This window comes from Blastococcus sp. SYSU DS0510, from assembly GCF_054050835.1.
The window spans coordinates 1-23445 of record NZ_JBJHAC010000037.1 but is presented as its reverse complement, the minus strand read 5'-3'; the positions used below and the strand labels follow the sequence as shown (position 1 = coordinate 23445).

The following is a 23445-nucleotide window of genomic DNA, read 5'->3' as shown; positions in this document are numbered from 1 at the left end:
GGTGCCGGGAAGGCCCCTGGCGTCAGTCTCTGAGACGGGCTCGAGCGCACCACGCAGTAACGAGCTCAGCCGGCCCCACGAGGATTTTCATCGTTCGAGGCGGCCTGGAACAGGCCATGGGTTCTCTGAGCTGCATTCCCGTACCACTGTCGTGGACCACGCCCGCGAGGCGATGACCCCGCGAGGCGATGACCCCCGCCCGCGGCTGACCGGCCGTCAGGCCACGGCGCTCGCGCGGTCAGACCCGCGCGGCGGACGACACCTGCCCGGACGCCTCCGGATCGACGTCGTCGCCGTCGTCCTCGTCTCCGTCGTCCTCACCGCCGTCGTCCCCGTCCTCCTCGTCCTCGGTCTGGGGCGGGGTGGTCGGCTCGCTCGTGGGGCCGGCGGTCTCGGGCGGGGTGGTCGGCTCGCTCGTGGGGCCGGCGGTCTCGGGCGGGGTGGTCGGCTCACTCGTGGGGCCGCCGGTCTCCGGCGGGGTGGTCGGCTCGCTCGTGGGGCCGCCCGTCTCCGGCGGGCTGGTCGGCTCGCTCGTGGGGCCGCCGTTCTCCGGCGGGGTCGCCGTCTCCCCCGTCGGGTCGCCGCCCTGCGCCGGGGTGGTCGGCTCGCCCGTCGGGTCGCCGGCCCCGGCCGGGGTCGTGGGGTCGCTGGTGGGCGCCGCGGGACGGCCGGGGACCGGAGCGCTCCCACCGCCCGCAGCCGGGCCGTTCCGGACCGGGTCCTCCGCCGGGAGCTCCGGGGCGGGCGCGACAGGCTCGGGACGCAGCACCGGCGTCGCACCCCCACCGGTGGAGGGCGCCGGCACGGGCGAGCGCGCGCCGGGCCGCACGGCGACGGAGAGACGGACCACGTCACCCGGGCGGAGCAGGGTGACCACCGGGTCGAGGCCGGTCACCGTGCCGGGGGCGCGCTCCCGCGTCGGGTCCTCCACCTGCCGGACGGTGAGGCCGAGGGCGCCGAGCTCGGCCGCGACCTCCGCGGCGGGGCGGCCGAGGTAGTCCTCGCTGTGCAGCACCACGCCGGCCGAGGAGTCCGAGGCGGTGGTGTCCGGCCCAGGTCCGGAGACGAGAGCCACCGCACCCGCGCCGAGCAGGAGCAGGGCCACCAGCGGCAGCAGCACCGCGACGAGCGGACGGCGGGCGGACGGTCCGGGCTCCGGACGGGTCACCCGGGCGGGCCGGCGCCTCGCGGCGGCCTTGCGCGCGCGCTCCGCCCGGCGCTCACGCTGCACCGGGGCCGCCACCACCGACTGGGTCGGGGCCTCGCCCGACGGCCGCCGGATCGTCTCCTCGATCGCGGCGAGGAAGGCCCCGCCGTCGCGCGGGCGCTCCTCGGGGTCCTTGACCAGGGCGGCGTCGATGAGGGCGCGGACGTCGGGCGGCAGCTCCGCCGGAAGGGGCTCGGGGGCCTCCTGCACCTGCTTGAGCGCGACGGTGACCGGGTTGTCGCCGTCGAAGGCGGGGTGCCCGGTGAGGGACTCGTAGCCGACCAGGCCGAGGGCGTAGACGTCGCTGGCCGGGCTGACGTGCTCCCCCCGCGCCTGTTCGGGCGACATGTACTGGGCGGTGCCCACGACCTGTCCGGTGCCGGTGATCGGGGCGCTCCCCGCCGACCACGAGATGCCGAAGTCGGTGAGCTTCACCGTGTCATCCGGGCCGAGCAGGATGTTGGCCGGCTTCACGTCGCGGTGCACCACGCCGGCGCGGTGGGCCTCGGCCAGGCCCGCGGCCGCCTGCCGCAGCAGCGCCAGCGTGGCCCGCGTGTCCAGCGAGCCCTCCTCGGCCAGCCGCGCCGAGAGCGACGTGCCCTCGACCAGCTCCATCACCAGGTAGGCCAGGTGCTCGCCGGTGTCCGGGGCCGTCGTCTCCCCGTAGTCGAGGACGGCGGCGATGTTCGGGTGGCTCAACCCGGCCGCGTGGCGGGCTTCGGCGCGGAAGCGGGCGACGAAGACCGGGTCGTCGGCGTACTCGCTGCGGAGCACCTTGACCGCCACCGTCCGGTGCAGCTGCTGGTCACTGCCCCGCCAGACCTCGCCCATGCCACCGACGGCGATGAGTTCGTGGAGCTGGTAGCGGCCGTCCAGGCATCGTCGGCTGGTTCCGGCCGTGGTCACTCCCGAATCTCCCGAATCTCCTCGTGTCGGTGCTCGCGAGGTCCACCCCGTGCGTCCTCGCGTGCCCGTGCGCCTCTCATGGGTGCCCACCACGAGGGGGCCTGAACCACGACACGCCCGACGAGGTTGCGAGCGGCGGTCGGCCGGGCCGACCGCCCTACCGGCACGCGGGATCCGCTCCGAGAGGGACAGCACGCAGGCACCCGGCCGGGATCCGCCGGGTCAGCTGGCAGCCGCTGCGGGAGTGCTCAGTTGTAGTTGACGTGCACGTGGTCGAAGTGGTTCGCCGTGCCGCTGCCGCGGTCCTCCATGGCCTGCCAGGAGCCGCCCGGCGAGGAGAGCATCCGCTGCTCCCAGATCAGGTAGTCCACGCCGAGCTCGGCCCAGTGCGCGCGGTGGTACTCGACGATGGCGTCCCCGAGGGCGGCGTTCGACATCACCATGTAGTCCAGCGCCAGCCCCGAGGGGTGCCCGCCCGGGTCGGCGGCGCTGGGCCGGGTGCCGCCCAGGGTGATCCCCGCGGCGCCGGGCACGTTGCTGACCACGGCGTCGGCCGCGGCCTGGACCTGCGGGCGCACGCTGCCGGAGCTGTTGGTGATGCGGGCGACGGCGGAGGCCGCCACCGAGGCGGCGGCGGTGGCTGCCGCCCGCGCCTGCTGCGTCGGGCTGGCCGGGGCCGCCGGGACGTGCTCGTGGGCCTGCTCGGCCGCCGCGGCCTCCGCCGCCGCGGCCTCCTCGGCCGCCTTCTTCTCGGCCTCGGCGCGGGCCACGGCCTCCGCCTCCGCCTTCTGCCGGTCCAGCTCCGCCTGGTCGGCGGCGGCCTGGGCCTGCTGCGCGGCGGCCTGGTCGGCCTCGCGCGTGCTGCGGCTGGCCGCCAGGTCCTCCAGCGGCTCCAGGTCCTCGGTGACGTCGACGGGGCCCGACTGCGCGGAGAGGCCCAGTTCCTGGGCGACGCTGACCGACTCGGAGGTGGTGGCCTCGGCCTGGACGGCCGGGTCGGTACCGACGAGGCCGTTGACCAGGACGGCGCCGGCGACCGCGACGGCGAGGTAGAGAGCCGGCCGGCGGACGGACGCCGGCGGGCGGCGAAGGGCGAGCGGGCCGCGTCGGCCGGTGGTGGTGCGGGGATCCATGGTGTTCGGGTGCTCCGGGGTGTGGGGCGCGGTCGGCCGGTGACGGCGGACCGCGGAGGATGCGGACAGCGGGCCCGGGCGCGGATCGCGGGGCCGGCACGCAGCGGCGGGGAGGCCGGTGCGGGTCGGCGGGCGACCGGCGGGGCGCCGGGCGGCGCGTGCGATCAGATCCGCGGACGGGCCCGGAGGCGGCGGTGCCGGCGGGCGCGGGGTCGTGCGGCGGTGCAGGGGCGCGCCATTCGGGGCGGCTCTCCGTTTCTTCCGTGGTGCCGCCTACCGGGTTAGCTGACGGATTCGGGCGCAGGAAGTCGCCCTACCCGCGCCGTCACGTGGTCGGCGCGCGATTCACCCCAGTGCTGCGGTGGGTCCCCGGCCCGTCCCGGAGGACGGCTCGGCGGCGCCCGGCGGACCTCCCCTGGCGGGGAGAGAACGACCGGCCGGGCCCAGCCACCGTAACCGTCGTTATGCAGTCGTGACAATCCGCAGGCGCCGATTTCCAGGACGTGACGTGTGTCGCGGTGGGCCGCCGGCCCGGTCGGTGGTGTAGCGCGGGCGCGCGTCAGCCGGCGTCCGCCCAGGACCGCACGACGGCGACGTCGAGCGGGAAGTCGACGGGAAAGGCGCCGAACAGCAGCCGCCCGGCGGTCGCCGCCGCCGCGCGGACCGCCTCGGCCACCTCGTCGGCCAGGTGCTCGGGCGTGTGCACCACCACCTCGTCGTGGAGGAAGAACGCCAGGTGCGGCCGCGCGCCGACGGTGTCGCCGTCCCCGAGCCGCCACAGCCGGTTGCGGAGGTCGGCCAGCCAGCACAGCGCCCACTCCGCGCCCGTGCCCTGGACGACGAAGTTGCGGGTGAACCGGCCCCAGGCGCGCCGGGCCCGGTCCCCTTCCTCGTGCGGCCACGCCCCGGGCCGCGGCGACCCCCGGCCGAGCAGGGTGTGCACCACCTCGCCGCGCTCCCCGGCGCGGGCGGCGTCCTCCACCAGCCCGATGGCGCGGGGGTAGCGGCGCGCCAGCCGGGGCATCATGCGCCCGCTCTCACCCCGGGTGCCGCCGTACATCGCGCCGAGGATGCCGAGCTTGGCGTCGGCCCGGGTGGCCACGGTGCCCGCGGCGACCATCCCCGCGTAGAGGTCGGCGGCCCGCGCCGCCTGGGCCATGGCGCCGTCCCCGCTCATCCCCGCCAGCACCCGCGGCTCCAGCTGGGCGACGTCGGCGACGACGAACCGCCACCCCTGGTCGGCGACCGCCGCGGGCCGGACGACGGTGGGCACCGAGAGCGCCCCGCCCCCGGAGGACGCCCACCGCCCGGTCACCACCCCGCCGGGGACGAAGACCGCGCGGAACCGGCCGTCGCGCACCCAGGTGTCCAGCCACGCCCACCCGTTGGCCGCGAGCAGCCGGGACAGCTTCCGGTACTCCAGCAGGGCCGGGATGCCGGGGTGGTCCAGCTGCTCCAGCGTCCAGGACCGGGTATCGGCGATCGGCAGCCCGGCGTGCTGCAGGACCCGCAGCAGCTCGCCGGGCGAGTCGGGGTTGAGCGCCGGCGCCCCGAACGACCTCCGGACCTCGCCCAGCAGCCGCTCGAGGACCGCCGGGCGACCACCGGCCGGCGGGCGCAGGCCGAGCAGGCCGGTCAGCAGGCGCTCGTGCACGTCGGTGCGCCACGGCAGCCCGGTGTGCGCGAGCTCGGCCGCGACCAGCGCACCGGAGGACTCCGCGGCCAGCAGCAGGGCGAGCCGGTCCCGTTCCGGCGAGGCGGCCACGGTCGCCTGCTGGCGCCGGTGCTCGGCCAGCGGGTCGAGGAGGTCGGCGGGGTCGGCCAGCGGGAACAGGGCCGACTCCGGCGGCGGGCCGGGCGCCAGCGCGTCCCAGCCCGGGGTGTCCTCCCCGGCCAGCAGCTCCTGGGTGGCGAACGGCGACCGCCGCAGGATCGCGTGGCCCAGCCGCAGGTCGCTGCAGCGCTCCACCCGGACCCCGGCCGCGAGCAGCGCCGGGTACCAGCGGGTGGTGTCGTCCCACACCCAGCGGACCGGCGCGGGGCCCGTCTCGCGCCGACGCACGTACCCGGCCAGCGCCGCCCGGTCCAGCCGCGCGCCGGTCGCCCCGTCTGCGTCGAGCTCGACGGCCTCCACCGCCTCACAACTGCGCCGGAGCAGGACCCGCTCCACCCGCGCCCCGGGCCTACGGGGTCGGCGGGGCGCCCCGGCCGAGCAGCCGGTGCAGGCAGCGCGCCGGGAGGACCAGGACCGCGCGGGCGACGTGCACGCCCAGGCGGAGCAGGTCGGCGTAGTCGGGCGGGCGGACGGCGGGAGGGTCCCCGGCCCCGCCCGGCGTGGAGCGGCCGGCGGGGGCGACGGGCCGGGGCGGCGCGGGGGGCGGGGAGGGAACGGCCTGTTGCTCCCGGGCCTCCCGCCGCTCCGGGGCCTCGGGCAGCAGGAGGTCGACCGCCGACCGGCGCCGCGGCCCCCGCAGCGACTCGAACGACGGGATGGCCGGCGCCACCGGTCCCTCGCCGTCCCGCGCCGCCGCACCGGGCCGGTCGCCGGCGCCCCGCAGCCGGGCGGGCGGCTCGGGGACGACGGCCCGGATCGCGGCCACCAGCCCGGGGCCGAGGCCCGCGACGGCGCTGAGCTCCCGCCGGCTGAGGGTCGCGAGCGCCTCGACCTCGGTGATCCCGGCGCGGCTGAGGGCGGTGACCGCCCGGGCGGGCAGGCCCAGGTCCCGGATCGTCCCCGCGGGCTGTCCCGGTGCGCTGGTCGGCATGTCGGTCAACCCTAGCCATGCCCCCCGACGCCTGCTCCGGAGGCGGTCGGCCGGGCCCACGGGAGGACTCTCAGACCGCGACCACCTCGTAGGTGTGCCCGGCAGCCCGCAGCCGCTCGACCAGCACCTCCCCCATCGCCGTCGCCGGGGTGAGCGACCCCGCCCGGTCGGGCAGCCGGTCGCCGTCCAGGGCGAGCGCGAGGGCGCTCTCCCCGAGCATGACGGCGGTGGCCTTGTACCCCGGGTCACCGCTGCCCGCGGCCGTCGCCCGGTAGCGGCGCCCGTCCTCGGCGGTGGCGTCGACGACCATGCGGAACCAGCCCTTCTCCCGGACGGACTCGCTGGGGCCGGTGCCGGGCGCGGGCAGCACCCGGTCCAGCAGCGCGCGGGTCGGCGAGAGGCTCATCGCCGACACGGTGGCGAGCAGCCCGGCGGTGACCCCGGCGGCGGTCACCGCGCCCACCGGGCCGCGCCCCACGCCCATCACCTCGCCGTACCGCAGCTCCCGCCCGTAGGCCCAGTCCTGCAGCGCGTTGCTGCGCCGGACGATGCGGGTGTTGAAGGGGGCCATCACGAACGGCGCCGTCCACCGGCCGTCGGGGGTCTGCGTGGGCATGCCGGCGTCCCGCGGCTGGCGGGTGTCGGGCTCGGCCGCCCGGTCGGGGCTCAGCGCGAAGGGGTCGCCGACCACCCGGCGCCGGGCCGGGTCGGCCTGCAGCGCCTCCACCTGCGCGCGCATCGAGTCGACCGTCCCGCCGCTGAACCCGCCCCGGAGGGTGGCGACCAGCTGCACGTCGCGCAGGCCGCCGGCGCCGTCGGCCGCGGCCTGCCGGGCCAGCAGGAACACGCTGAGGTCCGAGGGGATCGAGTCGTAGCCGCACGCGTGCACGATCCGCGCGCCGGTCTCCTTGGCGACGGCGTCGCAGCGGTCGATCGCGTCCCGGACGAAGAGCACCTCGCCGGTGAGGTCGGCGTAGTGGGTGCCGGCCCGGGCGCAGGCCTCCACGACCGGCAGCCCGTACCGGGCGTACGGGCCCACGGTCGTCACCAGCACGCGGGTCGCGGCCGCGAGGGCGTCGAGCGAGGCGGGGTCGGTGGAGTCGGCCTCGACCAGGGTCCAGTTCCGACCGCCGGAGGGCAGCGCCCGACGGACCTCCTCGAGCCGCTCCCGGGACCGGCCGGCCAGCGCGATCCGGGTCTCGGGCGGGGCGTGGTCGGCGAGGTAGCCCGCCAGCAGCCGGCCGACGAAGCCGGTGGCCCCGTAGACGACGAGGTCGTAGGTCCGTGCGTCTTCTGCCATGCGGCCATCCTGACCTGCCGCGGGACCGGCTGTCCCGCCGGCCGGCGCCACCGCCGGCCGCGATGCCGGCGGCGCGCGGGCACGTCTCGGGGAGGTCACGAGCCGGAACACGGGTCACTCCGACCCCCTCCGTGCGTCAGGAGCCCGGGAGGGTGCCGATGGAGGGCGCATGGCAGTGCGGCTCGCATCGGTGCGGACCGCGACCCGTCGGCAGGTCGCGGAACGGTCGTCGACGTCCCCGTGGTGGCGGTCGGCGGTGGTCTACCAGGTCTACCTGCGCTCGTTCGCCGACGGCAACGGCGACGGCATCGGGGATCTCGCCGGGCTGCGGTCCCGGCTGCCCTACCTGTCGTGGCTGGGCGTCGACGCGGTGTGGATCAACCCGCACTACCCCTCCGGGGGAGCCGACGGCGGCTACGACATCGTGGACTACCGCGCCGTCGACCCGGAGTACGGCGACGTCGCCGACCTGGAGGCGCTCGTCGCCGAGGCCCGCGCACTGGGCCTGCGGGTGGTGCTGGACGTCGTTCCCAACCACACCTCGGACCGGCACCCCTGGTTCCAGGCCGCGCTGGCCGACCCGGGGTGCCCCGAGGCGTCGCGCTACCACTTCGCGCCGCCGTCGGAAGAGCCGCCGAACAACTGGCAGTCGCTCTTCGGCGGGCCGGCGTGGTCGCGCACCCCCGACGGCCGCTGGTACCTGCACCTGTTCGCCCCCGAGCAGCCCGACCTCAACTGGCGCGACCCGGCCGTCGCCGCGGACTTCGAGCGGACCCTGCGCTTCTGGCTCGACCGCGGCGTCAGCGGCTTCCGCGTCGACGTCGCCTACGGCCTGTTCAAGGACGCCGGCCTGCGCGACAACCCGGGGGCCTACTCCCCCACCCTGTTCGGGCACGGCCCCGAGCAGGCGATGACCTGGAACCAGCCCGAGGTGCACGACGTCTGGCGGCGCTGGCGGTCGATCTGCGACGAGTACCCCGACACGATGCTCGTCGGCGAGGTGTGCCTGGCCGACCCGCGCGAGGTCGCCCTGTACTCGCGCCCCGATGAGATGCACCAGTCGTTCAGCTTCCGGCTGCTGAAGTCCGCCTGGTCGACCGAGGCCTTCGCCGACGGCGTGCGCAGCGCGCTGGACGCCTTCGGCGAGGTCGGCGCCCCGGTCTCCTGGGTGCTCGGCAACCACGACAAGGACCGGCAGGTCACCCGGTTCGGCGGTGGCGCCGTGGGCGCCGCCCGCGCCCGGGCCGCCGCGCTGCTGATGCTGGCGCTGCCCGGCTCCGCCTACGTCTACGCCGGCGACGAACTGGGCCTGCCGCAGGCCGACGTCCCTGACGGGGCCAAGCGGGACCCGATCTTCTTCCGCAGCGGCGGCGCCCGCAGCGGGCGGGACGGCTGCCGCGTGCCGATGCCCTGGAACCCCGCACCCGGGGTCGGTTTCTCCACCCGGCCCGACGCCGAGCCCTGGCTGCCGATCCCCGACGAGTGGGACCGGTACGCCGTGTCCCGCCAGTCGCGCGACGGCGGCTCGATGCTGACCCTCTACCGGCGGGCGCTGGCGCTGCGCGAGGCGCACCCGGCGCTGGGCTCGGGCGAGGCCACGGTCAGCACGCGGGGCGACGTCCTCACCGTCCGGTGCACCGCCGCTGACGGCAGCGTGGTCCGGTGCGTGGTCAACATGGGCACGGGCACGACGCTGGTGCGCACCCGCGGCACGGTCCTGCTGGCCTCCAACACGCACGTGCGCCGCTCCCCGGCGACCGTGGCGCTGCCGCCGCACACCGCGATCTGGCTCGCCGAGGGCTGACCCCACCCGTACGAGGGGGTTCCCGTGGCCGGACGCTGGAGCCGGGCCGGCGACCGGCCGATGGGGTCGGGTGACCAGCGTGGCGGAACGATCCGGTGGGGAGCGTGCTCCCGACCTGCCCGTACCACGTCCCCCGGACGCCGGCGCGGCGCCGCTCTCGGCGCGGATCGACGAGCTGGAGGACCGCTCCCGGTTCGACGACGACGGCCTCGAACAGCGGGCCGAGCAGGCGCTGACCGAGGCCCGCAGGCTGCGCATGCCCGAGCTGGAGCAGCGCGCCCGGCTGGTGCAGGCCGACCTGGTGCGGCGGCTCGGCAACGTCGCCGAGGCCGGCCGGATGGCCGAGGAGATCAACCGCTGGGCCGCCGACCGCGGCTCCCGGTGCCTCCTGGCGCGGAGCCACTTCGTGCTGACCGCGGTGTTCCAGGAGCTGGGCGACCTCTCCCTGGCGCTGGAGCACGCCGTCCGCGCCGTCGAGCTGATCGACGAGGAGGTCCGGCCCCAGACCCGGATCGACCTCCACGCGCGGCTGGCCGACTGCCTGGGGCTCAACGGCGACCTCGCCGCCCGTGACCGCTACGACCACGTGCTGCAGCTGGCCGAGGAGATCGACGACGTCGACCGGCAGCTGCTCGTGCTCAACAACCGCACCTACTGCGAAAGCCTCTCCGGGCGGTTCGAGGAGGCCCTGGTCTGGAGCCGGAAGCTGCAGGAGCTGGCGGCGCGGCACGGCATCCCGCTCGGGGTCGGCCGGCTGGACACGATCGGCCGTGCCCTCATGGAGCTGGACCGCCTCGAGGACGCCGAGACCGCCATGGCGCCCGGTCTCCACCCGGAGCTGCTCGACGCCTCGCTGGACGGCGACGCCGGGGCCGACTTCCTGCTGACCCTCACCGAGATCCGCCGTCGCCGCGGGCACCTGGACCAGGCGCAGGAGAGCCTCGACGAGTGCGTGCGCCGCTGCGAGCGGTTCGGGCTGACGTCCATCCGCGTGCGGGCCCGCCGCGAGCTGGCCGAGCTGCACGCGGCCCGCGGTCGCTTCCGGGCGGCGTACGAGGAGCACAAGCGCTACTGCGCCGAGCTCATGGAGCTGCAGTCGGGCGAGCGCGACGCGCGGGCCCGCGCGCTGCAGGCCATGTACGAGACCACCGAGGCCCGCCGGCAGAGCCGCAGGTACCGGGAGCTCTCGCTGCGCGACCCGCTGACCGGGCTGTACAACCGCCGCTACGTCGACGAGGAGCTGCCGCGCCTGCTGGCGGCCCGCCCGGGCGACGTGACCGTGGCGCTGCTGGACCTCGACCACTTCAAGCGGGTCAACGACACCTGCTCCCACGAGGTCGGTGACCAGGTGCTGCGGGCGGTTGCCGCGATCCTCCAGGAGACCGCCACGGGCTCCGCCGGGTCGTTCGCCGCCCGGCTGGGCGGCGAGGAGTTCCTGCTGGTGCAGACCGGCACCGGGCCCGGTGCGGCGGCGTGGCACCTGGAGGGCGTCCGCCGGGCGATCGCCGAGCACCCGTGGGCGGCGCTGACCGGTGGCGTCCCGGTGACCGTCAGCATCGGGATCGCCGGCGGCGGCAGCACGCCCGCGGAGGTGCTCGGCCGCGCCGACGCCTCGCTGTACGCGGCGAAGCGGCAGGGCCGCGACCGCGTCGTCACCGTGGCCTGAGCGTCAGACGGGCTCGACCCCGAAGACCGCGGCCAGCCGCTCGATCTTGCGTGCGCGGCCGAGGCGGGGCAGGTCGCTGCCGTCGCGGATGACCTGCCCGCGAGCGTCGAAGTCGGCGAGGAAGTCACGAGCCCAGGCGACGTCGGAGGGCGCGGGGCTGATGACCTCGTTGATCACCGGCAGCTGGTCCATGTCCAGGCACAGCTTCCCGGTCAGCCCGAGGGAGACGGTGACGGCGCTCTGCTCCCGCAGGACCGGCAGGCTGGTGCTCACGGTCGGGCCGTCGATCGGCCCGGGCAGGCCACCGATGCGGCTGGCCAGCACCAGGCGCGTCCGCGGGTAGGACATGGCCAGCTCGTCGGCGCTGGTGCCGGTGTCGCGGCGGTAGTCGCCGCTGCCGAACGCGAGGCGGAAGGCCCCACGGGCCCGGGCGATGTTCACCGCCTCCTCGATGCCGAGCGCCGACTCGACCAGCGCGAGGACGGGCGTGGCGCCGCCGAGACGGTCGAACGTCTCCGTCACGTGCTCGGCGGCCTCGGCCTTGGCGAGCATGACGCCGAGCAGCCCGGGCAGCCCGGCCAGCCCCGCCATGTCGTCGGCCCAGTACGGCGTCTCGTGGTCGTTGATCCGCACCCAGGCGCTGCGGTCCTCGCGGGAGAGCCACTGGACGACGCCCTCGCGCGCCTCGCCCTTGCGGGCGGGGTCGACGGCGTCCTCGATGTCGAGCACCACCGCATCGGCCCGTGACTCGTGGGCGACGTCGAAGAGCTCCGTCCGCGCCCCGTTCACCAGCAGCCAGGAGCGTGCGTCCTCAGGTCCGACCTTCCGCGTTCTCACCACGTCCCCATCCTCGTACGGATCGGCTCCCAGCACCTTCCGGCGCGCCACGCCCGACGGTTGCGCGCACCACACCGGTGCGCGCGCCGACGTGTCCTCCGACGGCCCGGGGGTACGCCGCACGCGCACGGACGACCCCGTACGAGAGGAGCAGACGTGACCGACGGAAACCTCGAGGAGACCGGCACCGGAGAGGCCGCCAAGCGGATCGGGCAGGCGCCGACGTCGACCGACGTCACCGATCCGGAGCGTTCCTCGCGCAACACCGCGGCCGGCTCCGGGTCCGAGCCCGGCGAGGGCCCGGTCCAGCCCGCGGCCGACGAGGGCGTCGACCCCTCGGCCAGCATCGAGCCGCACAACGAGGGCCTGGCCTGAGCCCCCGGCCCGTCGCCGGCGTCCCCCGGGGCCGCGGGCGACGGGCCGCCGTCAGGCCCCCGCGACCTGCGGGGCGACGTCGGTGCCGAGGAGCTCGATGCCGCGCAGCAGGTCCTCGTGCGCCAGCCGCGGGTTGGTCATCTGCAGCGCCACGCGGTCCACGCCGCCCAGCTGCTCGGACACCCGCCGCAGCTTGGCGGCCACGGTGTCCGGGTCGCCCATGAAGAACGCGCCGTCCGGGCCGCTGGTGGCGTCGAACTGCGCCCGTGTCGGGGTGGCGAAGCCCCGCTCGCGGGAGATCTTCGCGAACATCTCGTGCCAGCCCGGGTAGATCGTGTCGGCGGCGGCCTGCGTGCTCTCCGCCACGAAGCCGAAGACGTGCAGCCCCACCTGCAGCGCCTCGGGTGGGTGCCCGGCGTGCGCACCGGCCCGGCGGTAGAGGTCGATCAGCGGGGCGAACTGGCGCGGCTCCCCGCCGATGAGCGCGACCATCAGCGGCAGCCCCAGCAGCCCGGCCCGCGCGAAGGACTCCGGCGTGCCCCCGACCCCCACCCAGATCGGCAGCGGGTCCTGCAGCGGGCGCGGGTGGACGCCCTGCCCGGTCAGCGGCGGCCGGTGCTTCCCGGACCAGGTGACGTGCTCGGACGCCCGGATGCGCAGCAGCAGGTCGAGCTTCTCGGCGAAGAGCTCGTCGTAGTCGGCCAGGCTGAGGCCGAAGAGCGGGAAGGCCTCGGTGAACGAGCCACGCCCCACCACGAGGTCGACCCGGCCGCGGGAGATGAGGTCGAGGGTGGCGAACTGCTGGAAGACGCGCACCGGGTCGGCGGCGCTCAGCACGGTGACCGCGCTGCCCAGCCGGATGCGCGAGGTGCGCGCTGCGGCGGCCCCGAGGATCACCGGCGGCGCGGAGTCGTAGTACTCGCTGCGGTGGTGCTCGCCGATGCCGAAGGAGTACAGCCCCACGCGGTCGGCGAGCTCGATCTCCTCGAGCAGGTGCGCCATCCGCTCCTCCGGGCCGATCAGCCGCTCGGTGCGCGGATCGGTCACCGCCGCGACGAAGCTGTCGACGCCGACGTGCATGCCGTCCTCCGGGAGCTCGGTGCGAAAGGGACCGGGCGGCCCCGCGGCTCAGTCAACACCGCAGTGACGAGGGGCGCTGCCGGCCCCGGGCTCCGCCTCCCCCAGGGCGACCTCCCAGGTCAGCTCGTCGCCCCCCGGCCGGTCGACGACGAGGACCCCCTCGGGTGCGGCCCGCACCCGCTCGAGGTACCGGATCCACCGGGCCGCGTGGCGCCGCATCCGGCCGCCCGGCAGCGTCCGGCCGCGCGCCCGCTGGCCCGCCCGGGCGAGCGGCGGCGGCACGTCGAGCAGCACCACGCGCAGCGTCCGGCCCGATCGGCGGGCCACCCGCACCACCAGGGCACGCCACGGGGAACTGGTCCACGGGTCGGTGAGCACGACCAGCGGCGCGTCGCCGCCGACCGTCCGCAGCACGCGCCACCGGTGGCAGCAGTGCACCCACGGCCGCAGCAGCCGGTACGGGACGCCGATCCCCACCCGGCGCACCCGGGCGGCGACGTCCTCGGAGTCCAGGGCGGCGACGCCGGGGGCGTCGTCGGCGAGCAGGCGCCGCAGCAGCGTGGTCTTGCCGCTGCCCGGCAGCCCGCCCACGACCAGGAGGACGCGGCCGGACGGCGCCGCGGACGCACCGCTCCGGGGCGCTGCGGACGGGACCGTGCTGATGACCACGGCGCCTCCTCCTCGCTCGGCAGGACGAGGCTCCCTCCCCGAGGTGGCGTTTCCCGGGGAGCTGCCTGGGCGTCGGCTGTGAACCGGGCCCGCGGCGCCGTGCTCAGCCCGCGGGGACGACCCGGTCCAGTCAGGTCAGCAGGTCGCGGACCACCTCGTCGCGGTTGGTCTCGTTGAAGACCTCGTGCCGGGCGCCGGGGTAGGCCTGCAGCGTCACGTCCCGGACGCCGGCCTCGCGCAGCCGGTCGACCAGCACCTGCACCAGCGCGAGCCGGCCGTTGAGCGGGTCCGCGTCGCCCACCGCCACGTAGACCGGCAGGTCGTCGCGGAGCCCGCGCAGCCGCTCGATGTCGGCCAGCTGCCGCCCGGCCAGGAACATCTGCCGGCTGTCGGCGGCGGCCAGGCCGAAGCCGCACCGCGGGTCGGCCACGTAGGCGTCCACCTGCGCCTCGTCGCGGGAGAGCCAGTCGTAGTCGGTGCGGGCCGGCTGGAACGGGGCGTTGAAGGCCGAGAGGTCGGTGGGGCCGTCCAGGTCCACCGCGGGCTCGATCAGGTCCAGCACCGTCGTCCCGGTGAGCACCAAGGCGGCGAGCTCCCCGGAGTGGTCCAGCACGTGCTGCTGCGCGGCGAAGGAGCCCATGCTGTGCCCGAGCAGCACCAGCGGCGCATCGGGGTGCTCGGCGCGCACGTGGGCGCTGAGCCGGCCGACGTCGCGCACCAGCTCGTCCCAGCCGCCGGGCCCCAGGTCGCCCCACGCACCGTCGCCGGCCGTGGCGCCGTGACCGCGGTGGTCCTGCCCCACGACCAGCCAGCCGGCCGCGGTCAGCGCGGCGGCCAGCGCCTCGTAGCGGAGCAGGTGCTCACCCATGCCGTGGGTGAGCTGCACGACGCCGCGGACCGGGCCGGCGGGGTCCCACCGGTAGGCGGTGACCGGGACGTCGTGGGCGGAGGGGAGCTGGAAGGTCTGGTCCGGCATGCCGGCAGGCTACGACGGGGCGCCCCCGGAGAGGCTGGAGGCGGATCGGAGGCCACCGGTCCGCAGCGACCCGGTGGCCCGGCGGTGAGCAGACCCCGCGCCGGCCGCATCGCGGAACGGCTGGGCCTGCGCGACCCGGCCGAGATCGTCGCCGGCTTCGACCGGCCCAACCTCCGCCTGGCGGTGGAGCGCGAGAGCGACGACGGCCGGCTGGAGTTCTGGACCCGGACCTCACCCCCGGCGGGGCGGTGCGGGAGGCCGTGGAGGTGTCCGAGACCCACCAGCGGCTCACCGCTCCCGGATCGAGATGGTGCGCGGCTACGCCGAGACCACCGGCTGCCGACGGCAGTTCCTGCTCGGCTGCTTCGGCGAGCAGCTCCCCCACCCGTGCGGCAACTGCGACACCTGCGCGGCCGGCACGGCCGAGGACCACGCCGTCGGCGACGCACCGTTCCCGGTTGCGGCACCGCGAGTGGGGGCGCGGCGTGGTCATGTCCGTGGAGCCCGACCGGCTGACCGTCCTGTTCGACCATGAGGGCTGGTCGAGGAACGGCGCGGGCCGGAGCGGCCGGTGCCGGTGGAACGGCGGCAGCCGACCGATCAGCCCCGCTCGGCGATGCGCTTCACGGCCGCGAGCGTCACCGGGATGCCCTCGTGCGCCTGCCGGGTGCGCAGCGCGATCTGCTCGTCGGCGCGCTCCCCGAAGCGCTCGGCGAACATCGCCAGGCCGGCGGGCAGGAACTCCCACGACTCGGTGAGCTGCGTCCCGCCGGTGACCGGCGCCATGCCGAAGCCCCACCGCACGAAGTCGTCGCCGACCACCCAGGCGAACTCGCGGCCGCGGTCGGCGACGACCACCCGCGAGCGGGTCTCCCAGGTGCGGTCGGGCGTGGCGTTGCGCCCGGTGAACCGGTCGCCGACCTTCCCCGTGGCACCCTCGTCCCACCAGCACTCCTGGCAGATCGGGCTCCACTCACCGGTCCGCGTGACGTCGGAGACGAGGTCGTACAGCTCCTCCGGGGAGGCGGCGACGACGATCGAGGCGGAGTGGCGCAGTTCGCTCATCGGCGCAGTCTCGCAACCACCATGCGTGCCCGGCGACGCGCCCCGGGTATGCGGCGCCCCGTGGAAGAGCTGCTGCAGGAGATCGTCAACGTCCTGGTCGTCATCGTGGAGGCCTGCGGCGCGGCGGTCATCATCATCGGCGCGGTCTGGGCGTTCCTGCTCTTCCTGTGGGTCGGCTTCCGCGACCGCAGCACACGGGCGTTCGTCCCCGTCCGGCTCACGCTGGGCCGCTTCCTCGCGCTCGGCCTGGAGTTCCAGCTGGCCGCCGACGTCCTCAAGACCGCGGTCGCGCCGAGCTGGGAGGAGATCGGTCAGCTGGCCGCCATCGCGGCCATCCGGACGGTGCTCAACTACTTCCTCGGCAAGGAGATCGCGGAGGAGAAGCGCCAGATCGCCGAGGACGACGACGAAGCCTCCTCGGAGGACCCGACCGACCACCGCCGCGCCGGGCGGACGGTGTGAGCTCGACGCTGGTCGCGGTCACCGGGGCGATGTCCCCGGTCGTCGCCGCGTTCGCGCTGGTCTCCAGCGGGCTGGCCCTGGCCGTCACCCGCCGCCCGGCGCTCGCGGTCGGCATCCTCCTCGACCTGCTGGTGGCTGCCGGGCTGCTGCGGCTGGTGGGCGACCCCAGCTGGCAGCAGATCGTCGTGGCCGGCGCGATCGTGGCCCTGCGGCACCTGGTCAGCTACGGCCTGCGGCTGGGGGCGCGGTCCCTGCAGGACGAGCCCCCGGCGAACGGGAACCGCTCGCACCGCCCCCGGCCACCGCGCGACCTGGTGGCCCAGCTGCTGCGGCCGGCCTGGCACCGTTGAGCCACCCGCCCCGGCACGGGAGCCCGGGCTCGACAACCTGCAGGGCAGCTGGTGGACCCTGCGCCCGGCGCTATGCCCGGCGCGGGCCCGGAGCCGACCCCGCCGGCGTCTCCCCGCCCTCCAGTTCCCCCTCGGTGTCCAGGTAGGCCTGCTGCAGCTCGGCGAGCACCTGCGGGTCGGGCGACGCCCACATCTTCCGGTCCACCGCCTCCAGCAGCCGCTCCGCGATGCCGTGCAGCGCCCACGGGTTCGACGTCTCCATGAATTCGCGGTTCTCGGGGTCGAGCACGTAGGTCTGCGCGAGCTTCTCGTACATCCAGTCGGCCACCACGCCGGTCGTGGCGTCGTAGCCGAACAGGTAGTCGACCGTGGCGGCGAGCTCGAAGGCGCCCTTGTAGCCGTGCCGGCGCATCGCCGCGAGCCACTTCGGGTTCACCACGCGGGCGCGGAACACCCGCGCCGTCTCCTCGGTGAGCGACCGGGTGCGCACCTGCTCGGGCCGGGTCGAGTCGCCGATGTAGGCCTTCGGCGCCGAGCCGGTGAGCGCGCGCACCGTGGCGACCATCCCGCCGTGGTACTGGAAGTAGTCGTCGGAGTCGGCGATGTCGTGCTCGCGGGTGTCGACGTTCTTCGCGGCGACGGCGATCCGCTTGTAGGCCGCCTCCATGTCCGGCCGCGCCTGCACCCCGTCGAGGTCGCGGCCGTAGGCGTAGCCGCCCCAGACCGCGTACACCTCGGCGAGGTCGGCGTCCCCACGCCAGTTCCGGCTGTCGATCAGCGGCAGCAGCCCCGCCCCGTAGGCGCCGGGCTTGGAGCCGAAGACGCGGGTGGTGGCCCGCCGGCGGTCGCCGTGGGTGGCCACGTCGGCCTCCACGTGGGCCTTGACGTAGTTCTCGTCGTCGGACTCGTCCTCGAGCGAGGCGGCGAGGGTCACCGCGTCGTCGAGCATGGTGACCACGTGCGGGAAGGCGTCCCGGAAGAATCCGCTGATCCGCACCGTGACGTCGATCCGCGGCCTGCCCAGCTCGTCCAGCGGGACCGGCTCGAGCGCCGTCACGCGCCGGGAGGCCTCGTCCCACACCGGGCGGACGCCGAGCAGCGCCAGGACCTCGGCGACGTCGTCGCCCGAGGTCCGCATGGCCGAGGTCCCCCAGACCGAGAGCCCGACCGAGCGCGGGTACTCGCCGGTGTCGGCGCGGTAGCGGTCGACCAGCGACTCGGCCATCGCCTGGCCGGTCTCCCAGGCCAGCCGCGAGGGCACCGCGCGGGGGTCCACGGAGTAGAAGTTCCGGCCGGTCGGGAGCACGTTGACCAGGCCGCGCAGCGGGGAGCCCGACGGGCCGGCCGGCACGTAGCCGCCCTCGAGGGCGTGCAGCGTGGCGTCGAGCTCGTCGGTGGTGCGCGCCAGCCGGGGCACCACCTCGTCGACGGCGAACCGGAGCACCGCCGCGACCGCCTCGTCGTCGCGGTCCAGGAGCTCGCGCACGACCTCGGGGACGGCGGCCCCGGTCCAGCCGCGCTCCTCCATCGCACCGACCAGCGCGGCGGCCAGCGCCTCGACCCGGTCGGTCTCGTGCAACCCGGCGGTGCCGTCCTCGGTCAGGCCGAGCGCCTCGCGCAGCCCCGGCAGGGCCACCGAGCCGCCCCAGATCTGCCGGGCGCGCAGCATCGCCACGACCAGGTCGACCCGGTCCTGGCCCGACGGCGGCGTGCCGAGCACGTGCAGCCCGTCGCGGATCTGGGAGTCCTTGATCTCGCAGAGCCACCCGTCGACGTGCAGGATCATCTCGTCGAAGTGGTCGTCCTCGGGGCGCTCGTTGAGCCCGAGGTCGGAGTCCAGCTTCGCCGCCTGCAGCAGGGTCCAGATCTGGGCGCGGACGGCGGGCAGCTTCGCCGGGTCCATCGCCGCGACGTTGGCGTGCTCGTCGAGCAGCTGCTCCAGGCGGGCGATGTCGCCGTAGGTCTCGGCGCGGGCCATCGGCGGCACCATGTGGTCGACCAGGGTGGCGTGCGCGCGGCGCTTGGCCTGGCTGCCCTCGCCGGGGTCGTTGACCAGGAACGGGTAGACCAGCGGCAGGTCGCCGATCGCGGCGTCCGGGGCGCAGGAGGCCGACAGCCCGACGGTCTTGCCCGGCAGCCACTCCATGTTGCCGTGCTTGCCGACGTGCACCAGGGCGTGCGCGCCGAACACCGACCGCAGCCACCAGTACGCCGCGAGGTAGTGGTGCGAGGGCGGCAGGTCGGGGTCGTGGTAGATCGCGATCGGGTTCTCGCCGAAGCCGCGCGGCGGCTGGACCATCACGACGACGTTGCCCGCGCGCAGCGCCGCGAAGACGATGGCCTGGTCGTCCCCGGAGCCGTCCACGAACAGCGAGCCGGGCGCCTCGCCCCAGTGCTCGACCATCGCCTCGCGCAGGTCCTCGGGAAGCGTGTCGAAGTGCTTCCGGTACTCGGCGGCGGGGATGCGGACCGGGTTGCCGGAGAGCTGCTCCTCGGTCAGCCAGTTCTCGTCCTGGCCGCCGGCGGCGATGAGCGCGTGCACCAGGGCGTCGCCGTCGAGGTCGGCCACACCGGGCAGCGCGTCGGGGCCGTCGAACGGGCCGACGTCGTAGCCCGCGCCGTGCATCGCGGCGAGCAGCCGCACCACCGACGCCGGGGTGTCCAGCCCGACGGCGTTGCCGATGCGGGCGTGCTTGGTCGGGTAGGCCGACAGCATCACGACGATCCGGCGCTCGGCCGGCGGGGTGTGCCGCAGCCGGGCGTGGGCGACGGCGGTGCCGGCCACCCGCGCGGCGCGCTCGGGGTCGGCGACGTAGTGGGTCAGCCCGTCGTCGTCGGTCTCCTTGAAGGAGAACGGCACGCTGATCAGCCGGCCGTCGAACTCGGGGATCGCGACCTGGTTGCCGACGTCGAGGGGCGAGAGGCCGTCGTCGTCGGCGAGCCACTCGTCGCGCGACCGGGTGAGGCACAGCCCCTGGATCACGGGGACGTCGAGCGCGGCGAGCTGCCCGACGTCCCAGGCGCCGTCGTCACCGCCGGCCTGCGCGGTGGCCGGTCGCGAACCGCCGGCGGCCAGCACGGTCACCACCAGGGCGTCGGCGGTGCCGAGCGTGGCGAGCAGGTCGTCGGGGACGCTGCGCAGCGAGCTCACGAACACCGGCAGCGGCCGCCCGCCGGCCTCCTCCACCGCGGTGCACAGCGCCTCGACGAAGGCGGTGTTCCCGGCGAGGTGGTGCGCGCGGTAGTAGAGGACGGCGACGCACGGGCCCGTCGTCGTCCGCGGCGTGCGGTCCAGCAGCCCCCAGTCGGGGGCGACCGACGGCGGCTCGAACCCCTCGCCGGTGAGCAGCACTGTGTCGGAGAGGAAGCGGTGCAGCTGGGTCAGGTTGTCGGGGCCGCCCTGGGCCAGGTAGCCGTGCGCCTCGGTGGCCACGCCCATCGGGACGGTGGAGAGCTCCATCAGCTCCGCGTCGGGGAGCTGCTCGCCGCCCAGGACCACGACGGGCGCCGGGCCGGCCAGCAGCGGCGCGATCAGCTCCTCGTACTGGCGGCGCACACCGAGGATGCGGACCACCACGAGCGCGCTGCCCTCGGTGAGCGCGGCGATCCCGTCGGCGTCCAGGCGGGCGGGGTTGCCCAGCCGCCAGTCCGCGCCGCTGGCCCGGGCCGAGAGCAGGTCGGTGTCACTCGTGGAGAGCAGGGTGAACACGGCCGCGCCGCCTCCCTCGGGGTCCGCGCCCCGTTCCGCTGGGCACGGCAGCCGGAGTGTCTGGCTCGGCCCGGAGGCCTCACAGTGGCGGGACCGCGCCGGACTCGCACCGGCTTCCTTCTGCACTGCCGTGATGTGGACCGGACGCTACCGGGGCGCGTGCGCTCCGCGGAGCAGCACCCGTCGTTCGCATCCGAGCGGTGTGCCGGAGGGGAAGGAGGGGTACAGAACAGGTCTAGCTGGGAGTCGCCATGGCACTGCGTCCGCATCTCCGCCGCACCCGCAACGCGCCCGAGCCCCCACCCGCCGCCCCGCCGGCCACTCCGCAGGCGCCCCCGCCCGCCCGACCGGCTCAGCCGAAGCGCCCCGAGCAGCCGGTGGGCGCCGAGCGGCTGGCGCCGGAGCACTCCCCGACCGGCGCCCGCGTGCCCGCCGTCCACCGGATCGGCGCGGTGGTCGTCGCGGCGGTGATCGCCGTCTTCGGCATCCTCGGGTTCGCCGACGGGCTGGACTTCTTCTCGACCGAGGGCGAACGGGTGCTCGGCCTCTCGTCCAACGGCCTGCTGTCCACCATCTCCGTCGTCACCGCAGCGGTCCTGATCGCCGCCGCGGTGAAGGGGCCGCGGATCGCCTCGACGGTGATGATCGTCGTCGGCGTGCTGTTCCTGGTGTCGGCGCTGGCCAACCTCGCCGTGCTGAACACCGACCTCAACTTCCTGGCGTTCCGCTTCCCGAACGTCGTGTTCTCGGTCGTCGTCGGTCTGCTGCTGCTCGTCCTGGGTGCCTACGGGCGGGTGAGCGGCAACCTACCCCCCGACAGCCCCTACGCCCGGGCCGGCGGGGAGGGGGACGCGGGTCCCGACGAGGCCGACGAGTACCCCTCGACCCCCCAGGAGTTCGCCGCCGAGCGGGCCATGCGGGAGGCGGAGGTGGCGGTCGTCCAGCACACCGCGACCCCCGACCAGCAGCGCCGGGTCGCGGCCATGGCGTCGGCCCACAGCCGGGCCGAGCGGCGCCGGGTGTGGCTCTCCTTCGACCGCCGCGCCTCCTGAGCTCCTGCGCCCCTGGCCTTCGGCGGTGGCCTACGACGCCCTCGCGGAGAGCGTCGCGCTCATCGAGCGCGGCGTGCCGGACAGCCCCGCGCGGCTCAGCCGGCGGCGGCGGTTCGCCGCCCTGGCCGTGGACGTCGACGGCGAGGTCGCCTGCACCCTCTTCGCCCGCCGCAGCGTCGGCTCCGTCGAAGAGGAGACCTGGGTGCTCGTGCGGCGCGGGCATGGCTGGGTGCTGCTGGGCGGCGGAGGAGGTGGTCTGGACGACGACGACCTGGCCGACCGACCGTCCGCCTCGCCGCAGGGCGGGCCGCTGCTCCTGACCGGCAGCGGGTCGGTGCTGCGCAACGGCGGGCGGTCGGTGCCGTGGGGCGCCCGGTACGTCTCCTACGCCCGGGTGCGCGCCAGCCGGGAGGTCGACCGGTTGGCCATCGGGACGCGCCGGCTGCGGGTGCCCCGGCACGGCCACCTGGTGGTGGTGTGGGCCGGTCGGCGGCCACCCACCGCGGAGGCGCTGGACGCCGACGGACGCAGCCTGTGCAGCCGGCGGCTGGACCTGCGCTCCTCCCGGTTCGCGGAGGTCCACCGGGACGCCCCGTGACCGACCGGAGCTGAGGGTCGAGCGCGCGCGGCCGGGGCCGTAGCCTCGCGGACGCCATGTCATCAGCCGGCACGCCGACGCCACCGCTCCGGGACCGGGCCGACGCCTGCCCCGGCGCGTTGCAGACCCACTCCGCCGCCGATGGTGAGCTCGCACGGGTGCGGGTCCCCGGCGGGCTGCTCGACGCCGGGCAGCTGCGGGTGCTGGGCGTGGCCGCCGTCGAGCTCGGCGACGGCGCGCTGGAGCTCACCAGCCGCGGCAACGTGCAGCTGCGCGGCCTGCGCCAGGGATCGGCGGCTGAGCTCGGTGGCCGGCTCGCGGCGTCCGGGCTGCTGCCCAGCGACAGCCACGAGACCGCGCGGAACCTGCTGGGCAGCGTGCTGAGCGGCCGGGCGGGCGGCCTGCTCGACGCCCGGGGCTGGGTGCGCGCCTTCGACGAGGCGATGTGCGCGGACCCCTCCCTCGCGGCGCTTCCGGGCCGGTTCCTGGCCACGTTCGACGACGGCCGGGGCGACGTCGCCGCGCTCGGTGGCGACGTCGGCCTCCTCGCCCTCTCCCCCGGCGTCGTCGCGCTGACCCTGGCCGGCGTCGACTCGGGCCTGCGCGCCGGACCCTCGGACGCCGTCGCGCTCGCGCTGGCGGCGACCCGTGCTTTCGTCGCCGAGCGGGCCGAGCAGGGCGGGACCGCCTGGCGGCTGGCCGAGCTCGCCGACGGAGCTGCCCGCGTGGCGGCGCGGCTGCAAGGTGTACGAGCTGGTGCGCGGGTCGAGGTGCCGGCCGAGCCGCGGGTGCGCCCCATCGGGGCGGTGCGGCAGGACGACGGCCGGACCGCCCTCGCCGCCGTCGTGCCCCTGGGCCGGCTCACCGCCGCCCACCTCTCGCTGCTGGCCGACCTCGCGGCGGAGGCCCAGCTCACGCCGTGGCGCGGGGTCGTGGTCCCCGACCTGGCCGACGGGTCGGCGGCCCCGCTGCTGGTGGAGGCCGGGCTGGTGCTCGACCCGGCCAGCCCGTGGACCCGCGTGACGGCGTGCGCCGGGCTGCCCGGGTGCGCCAAGTCGCTCGCCGACGTCCGGGCGGACGCGACCGCCGCCGTGGTGGTCGGCTCGCTCCCCGCCGGTGGCGCGCGCCAGCACTGGGCCGGCTGCGAGCGGCGCTGCGGCCGGCCCGGAGGAGCGGTCGTCGACGTGGTCGCCACCGGCTCCGGCTACCGGATCGACGCACCGGCGGAGTGACGACATCGGCCGTGTCAAGAGCCGGTGGCGATCTGTGGACTCGACTCTGACCTGCGCTTTCGTGCTGCGGATGTCGTCGGCCGGCGGTATTATTCGTACATGCGTTCGACAGGTGCGGCCGATGCGGTGGAGCGGTTGGTCGCCGCGCTGGACGACCTGGCCGGCGAGCGGCTCGAGGGCGCGTTCGGGCCGCAGCTGATCGAACGGCTGGCCCCGCTGCTGGTGGCCGGCAACCGGCTGACCACCGAGCTCGCCCGCA

20 protein-coding genes and 2 riboswitches are annotated in these 23445 nt (G+C 76.0%); of the genes, 9 read left to right on the top strand and 11 right to left on the bottom strand.

Going from position 1 to position 23445, the window contains the following annotated elements:
- Positions 1-238: 238 nt before the first annotated feature.
- From ACI79P_RS20850 to ACI79P_RS20830, 5 genes are all read right to left on the bottom strand, one after another.
- Complete coding sequence (locus ACI79P_RS20850) at positions 239-2113, bottom strand: protein kinase domain-containing protein (protein ID WP_456582978.1); 1875 nt, start codon at positions 2111-2113, stop codon at positions 239-241.
- Positions 2114-2361: 248 nt separating this feature from the next.
- Entirely contained in the window at positions 2362-3246 is an 885-nt protein-coding gene (locus tag ACI79P_RS20845) for a hypothetical protein (protein WP_456582977.1), read from the bottom strand.
- A 270-nt stretch (positions 3247-3516) separates the two neighbouring features.
- A riboswitch (cyclic di-AMP (ydaO/yuaA leader) is annotated at positions 3517-3643 on the bottom strand.
- A gap of 162 nt (positions 3644-3805) precedes the next feature.
- The gene (locus ACI79P_RS20840) at positions 3806-5380 is read right to left on the bottom strand and encodes a bifunctional 3'-5' exonuclease/DNA polymerase (RefSeq protein ID WP_456582976.1); all 1575 of its coding nucleotides are present in this window, start codon (positions 5378-5380) and stop codon (positions 3806-3808) included.
- A 49-nt stretch (positions 5381-5429) separates the two neighbouring features.
- Positions 5430-6011 carry a DNA-directed RNA polymerase subunit alpha C-terminal domain-containing protein gene (locus ACI79P_RS20835; protein WP_456582975.1) on the bottom strand — a complete coding sequence of 194 codons (582 nt, stop codon included), beginning with the start codon at positions 6009-6011 and terminating at the stop codon, positions 5430-5432.
- A gap of 70 nt (positions 6012-6081) precedes the next feature.
- The gene (locus ACI79P_RS20830) at positions 6082-7311 is read right to left on the bottom strand and encodes a saccharopine dehydrogenase family protein (RefSeq protein ID WP_456582974.1); all 1230 of its coding nucleotides are present in this window, start codon (positions 7309-7311) and stop codon (positions 6082-6084) included.
- A gap of 169 nt (positions 7312-7480) precedes the next feature.
- On the opposite strand from ACI79P_RS20830, the gene ACI79P_RS20825 reads away from it, so the two are divergent.
- Positions 7481-9115 carry a glycoside hydrolase family 13 protein gene (locus ACI79P_RS20825; protein WP_456582973.1) on the top strand — a complete coding sequence of 545 codons (1635 nt, stop codon included), beginning with the start codon at positions 7481-7483 and terminating at the stop codon, positions 9113-9115.
- Between the two features lie 79 nt (positions 9116-9194).
- On the top strand, positions 9195-10781 hold the full coding sequence (locus tag ACI79P_RS20820) for a diguanylate cyclase (protein ID WP_456582972.1): 1587 nt from the start codon (positions 9195-9197) through the stop codon (positions 10779-10781).
- A gap of 3 nt (positions 10782-10784) precedes the next feature.
- Here ACI79P_RS20820 and ACI79P_RS20815 read toward each other — a convergent pair whose 3' ends face one another.
- Entirely contained in the window at positions 10785-11618 is an 834-nt protein-coding gene (locus ACI79P_RS20815; RefSeq protein WP_456582971.1) for an HpcH/HpaI aldolase/citrate lyase family protein, read from the bottom strand.
- 156 nt (positions 11619-11774) lie between these two features.
- Between ACI79P_RS20815 and ACI79P_RS20810 the strand changes: the two genes are divergently transcribed.
- Positions 11775-11993: a hypothetical protein gene (locus ACI79P_RS20810; protein WP_456582970.1), complete on the top strand. Its 219-nt coding sequence runs from the start codon at positions 11775-11777 to the stop codon at positions 11991-11993.
- Between the two features lie 51 nt (positions 11994-12044).
- Here the strand turns inward: ACI79P_RS20810 and ACI79P_RS20805 are convergent, their stop codons facing one another.
- The 3 genes from ACI79P_RS20805 to ACI79P_RS20795 form a co-directional block, all read right to left on the bottom strand.
- Positions 12045-13073, bottom strand: coding sequence for an LLM class flavin-dependent oxidoreductase (locus ACI79P_RS20805; RefSeq protein WP_456582969.1), 1029 nt, complete (start codon positions 13071-13073; stop codon positions 12045-12047).
- A 48-nt stretch (positions 13074-13121) separates the two neighbouring features.
- A complete protein-coding gene (locus ACI79P_RS20800; protein WP_456582968.1) occupies positions 13122-13742 on the bottom strand; it encodes an AAA family ATPase in 621 nt (206 codons plus the stop codon).
- A gap of 130 nt (positions 13743-13872) precedes the next feature.
- Positions 13873-14718, bottom strand: a complete 846-nt coding sequence (locus tag ACI79P_RS20795; RefSeq protein ID WP_456582967.1) for an alpha/beta fold hydrolase — start codon at positions 14716-14718, stop codon at positions 13873-13875.
- Between the two features lie 307 nt (positions 14719-15025).
- Here ACI79P_RS20795 and ACI79P_RS20790 point away from each other — a divergent pair, with 307 nt between their 5' ends.
- Positions 15026-15253, top strand: a complete 228-nt coding sequence (locus ACI79P_RS20790; protein ID WP_456582966.1) for a RecQ family zinc-binding domain-containing protein — start codon at positions 15026-15028, stop codon at positions 15251-15253.
- A 65-nt stretch (positions 15254-15318) separates the two neighbouring features.
- Here ACI79P_RS20790 and ACI79P_RS20785 read toward each other — a convergent pair whose 3' ends face one another.
- Positions 15319-15783, bottom strand: a complete 465-nt coding sequence (locus ACI79P_RS20785) for an SRPBCC family protein (RefSeq protein ID WP_456582965.1) — start codon at positions 15781-15783, stop codon at positions 15319-15321.
- Positions 15784-15843: 60 nt separating this feature from the next.
- Between ACI79P_RS20785 and ACI79P_RS20780 the strand changes: the two genes are divergently transcribed.
- A complete protein-coding gene (locus ACI79P_RS20780; protein WP_456582964.1) occupies positions 15844-16245 on the top strand; it encodes a DUF1622 domain-containing protein in 402 nt (133 codons plus the stop codon).
- Positions 16242-16595 (top strand): DUF1622 domain-containing protein, encoded by a 354-nt coding sequence (locus ACI79P_RS20775; RefSeq protein WP_456582963.1) that lies wholly within the window; start codon positions 16242-16244, stop codon positions 16593-16595. The genes ACI79P_RS20780 and ACI79P_RS20775 overlap by 4 nt, the downstream gene beginning before the upstream one ends.
- Positions 16596-16665: 70 nt before the next feature.
- On the opposite strand, the gene cobN is transcribed toward ACI79P_RS20775, so the two are convergent.
- Entirely contained in the window at positions 16666-20304 is a 3639-nt protein-coding gene (gene cobN / locus ACI79P_RS20770) for a cobaltochelatase subunit CobN (RefSeq protein WP_456582962.1), read from the bottom strand.
- A gap of 55 nt (positions 20305-20359) precedes the next feature.
- A riboswitch (cobalamin riboswitch) is annotated at positions 20360-20423 on the bottom strand.
- A gap of 132 nt (positions 20424-20555) precedes the next feature.
- Between cobN and ACI79P_RS20765 the strand changes: the two genes are divergently transcribed.
- The 3 genes from ACI79P_RS20765 to ACI79P_RS20755 are packed head-to-tail and all read left to right on the top strand — an operon-like array spanning position 20556 to position 23186.
- Complete coding sequence (locus tag ACI79P_RS20765; RefSeq protein ID WP_456582961.1) at positions 20556-21356, top strand: DUF4383 domain-containing protein; 801 nt, start codon at positions 20556-20558, stop codon at positions 21354-21356.
- 25 nt (positions 21357-21381) lie between these two features.
- Positions 21382-21954: a hypothetical protein gene (locus ACI79P_RS20760; protein ID WP_456582960.1), complete on the top strand. Its 573-nt coding sequence runs from the start codon at positions 21382-21384 to the stop codon at positions 21952-21954.
- 56 nt (positions 21955-22010) lie between these two features.
- On the top strand, positions 22011-23186 hold the full coding sequence (locus ACI79P_RS20755; RefSeq protein WP_456582959.1) for a precorrin-3B synthase: 1176 nt from the start codon (positions 22011-22013) through the stop codon (positions 23184-23186).
- The last annotated feature ends 259 nt before the right edge of the window (positions 23187-23445 follow it).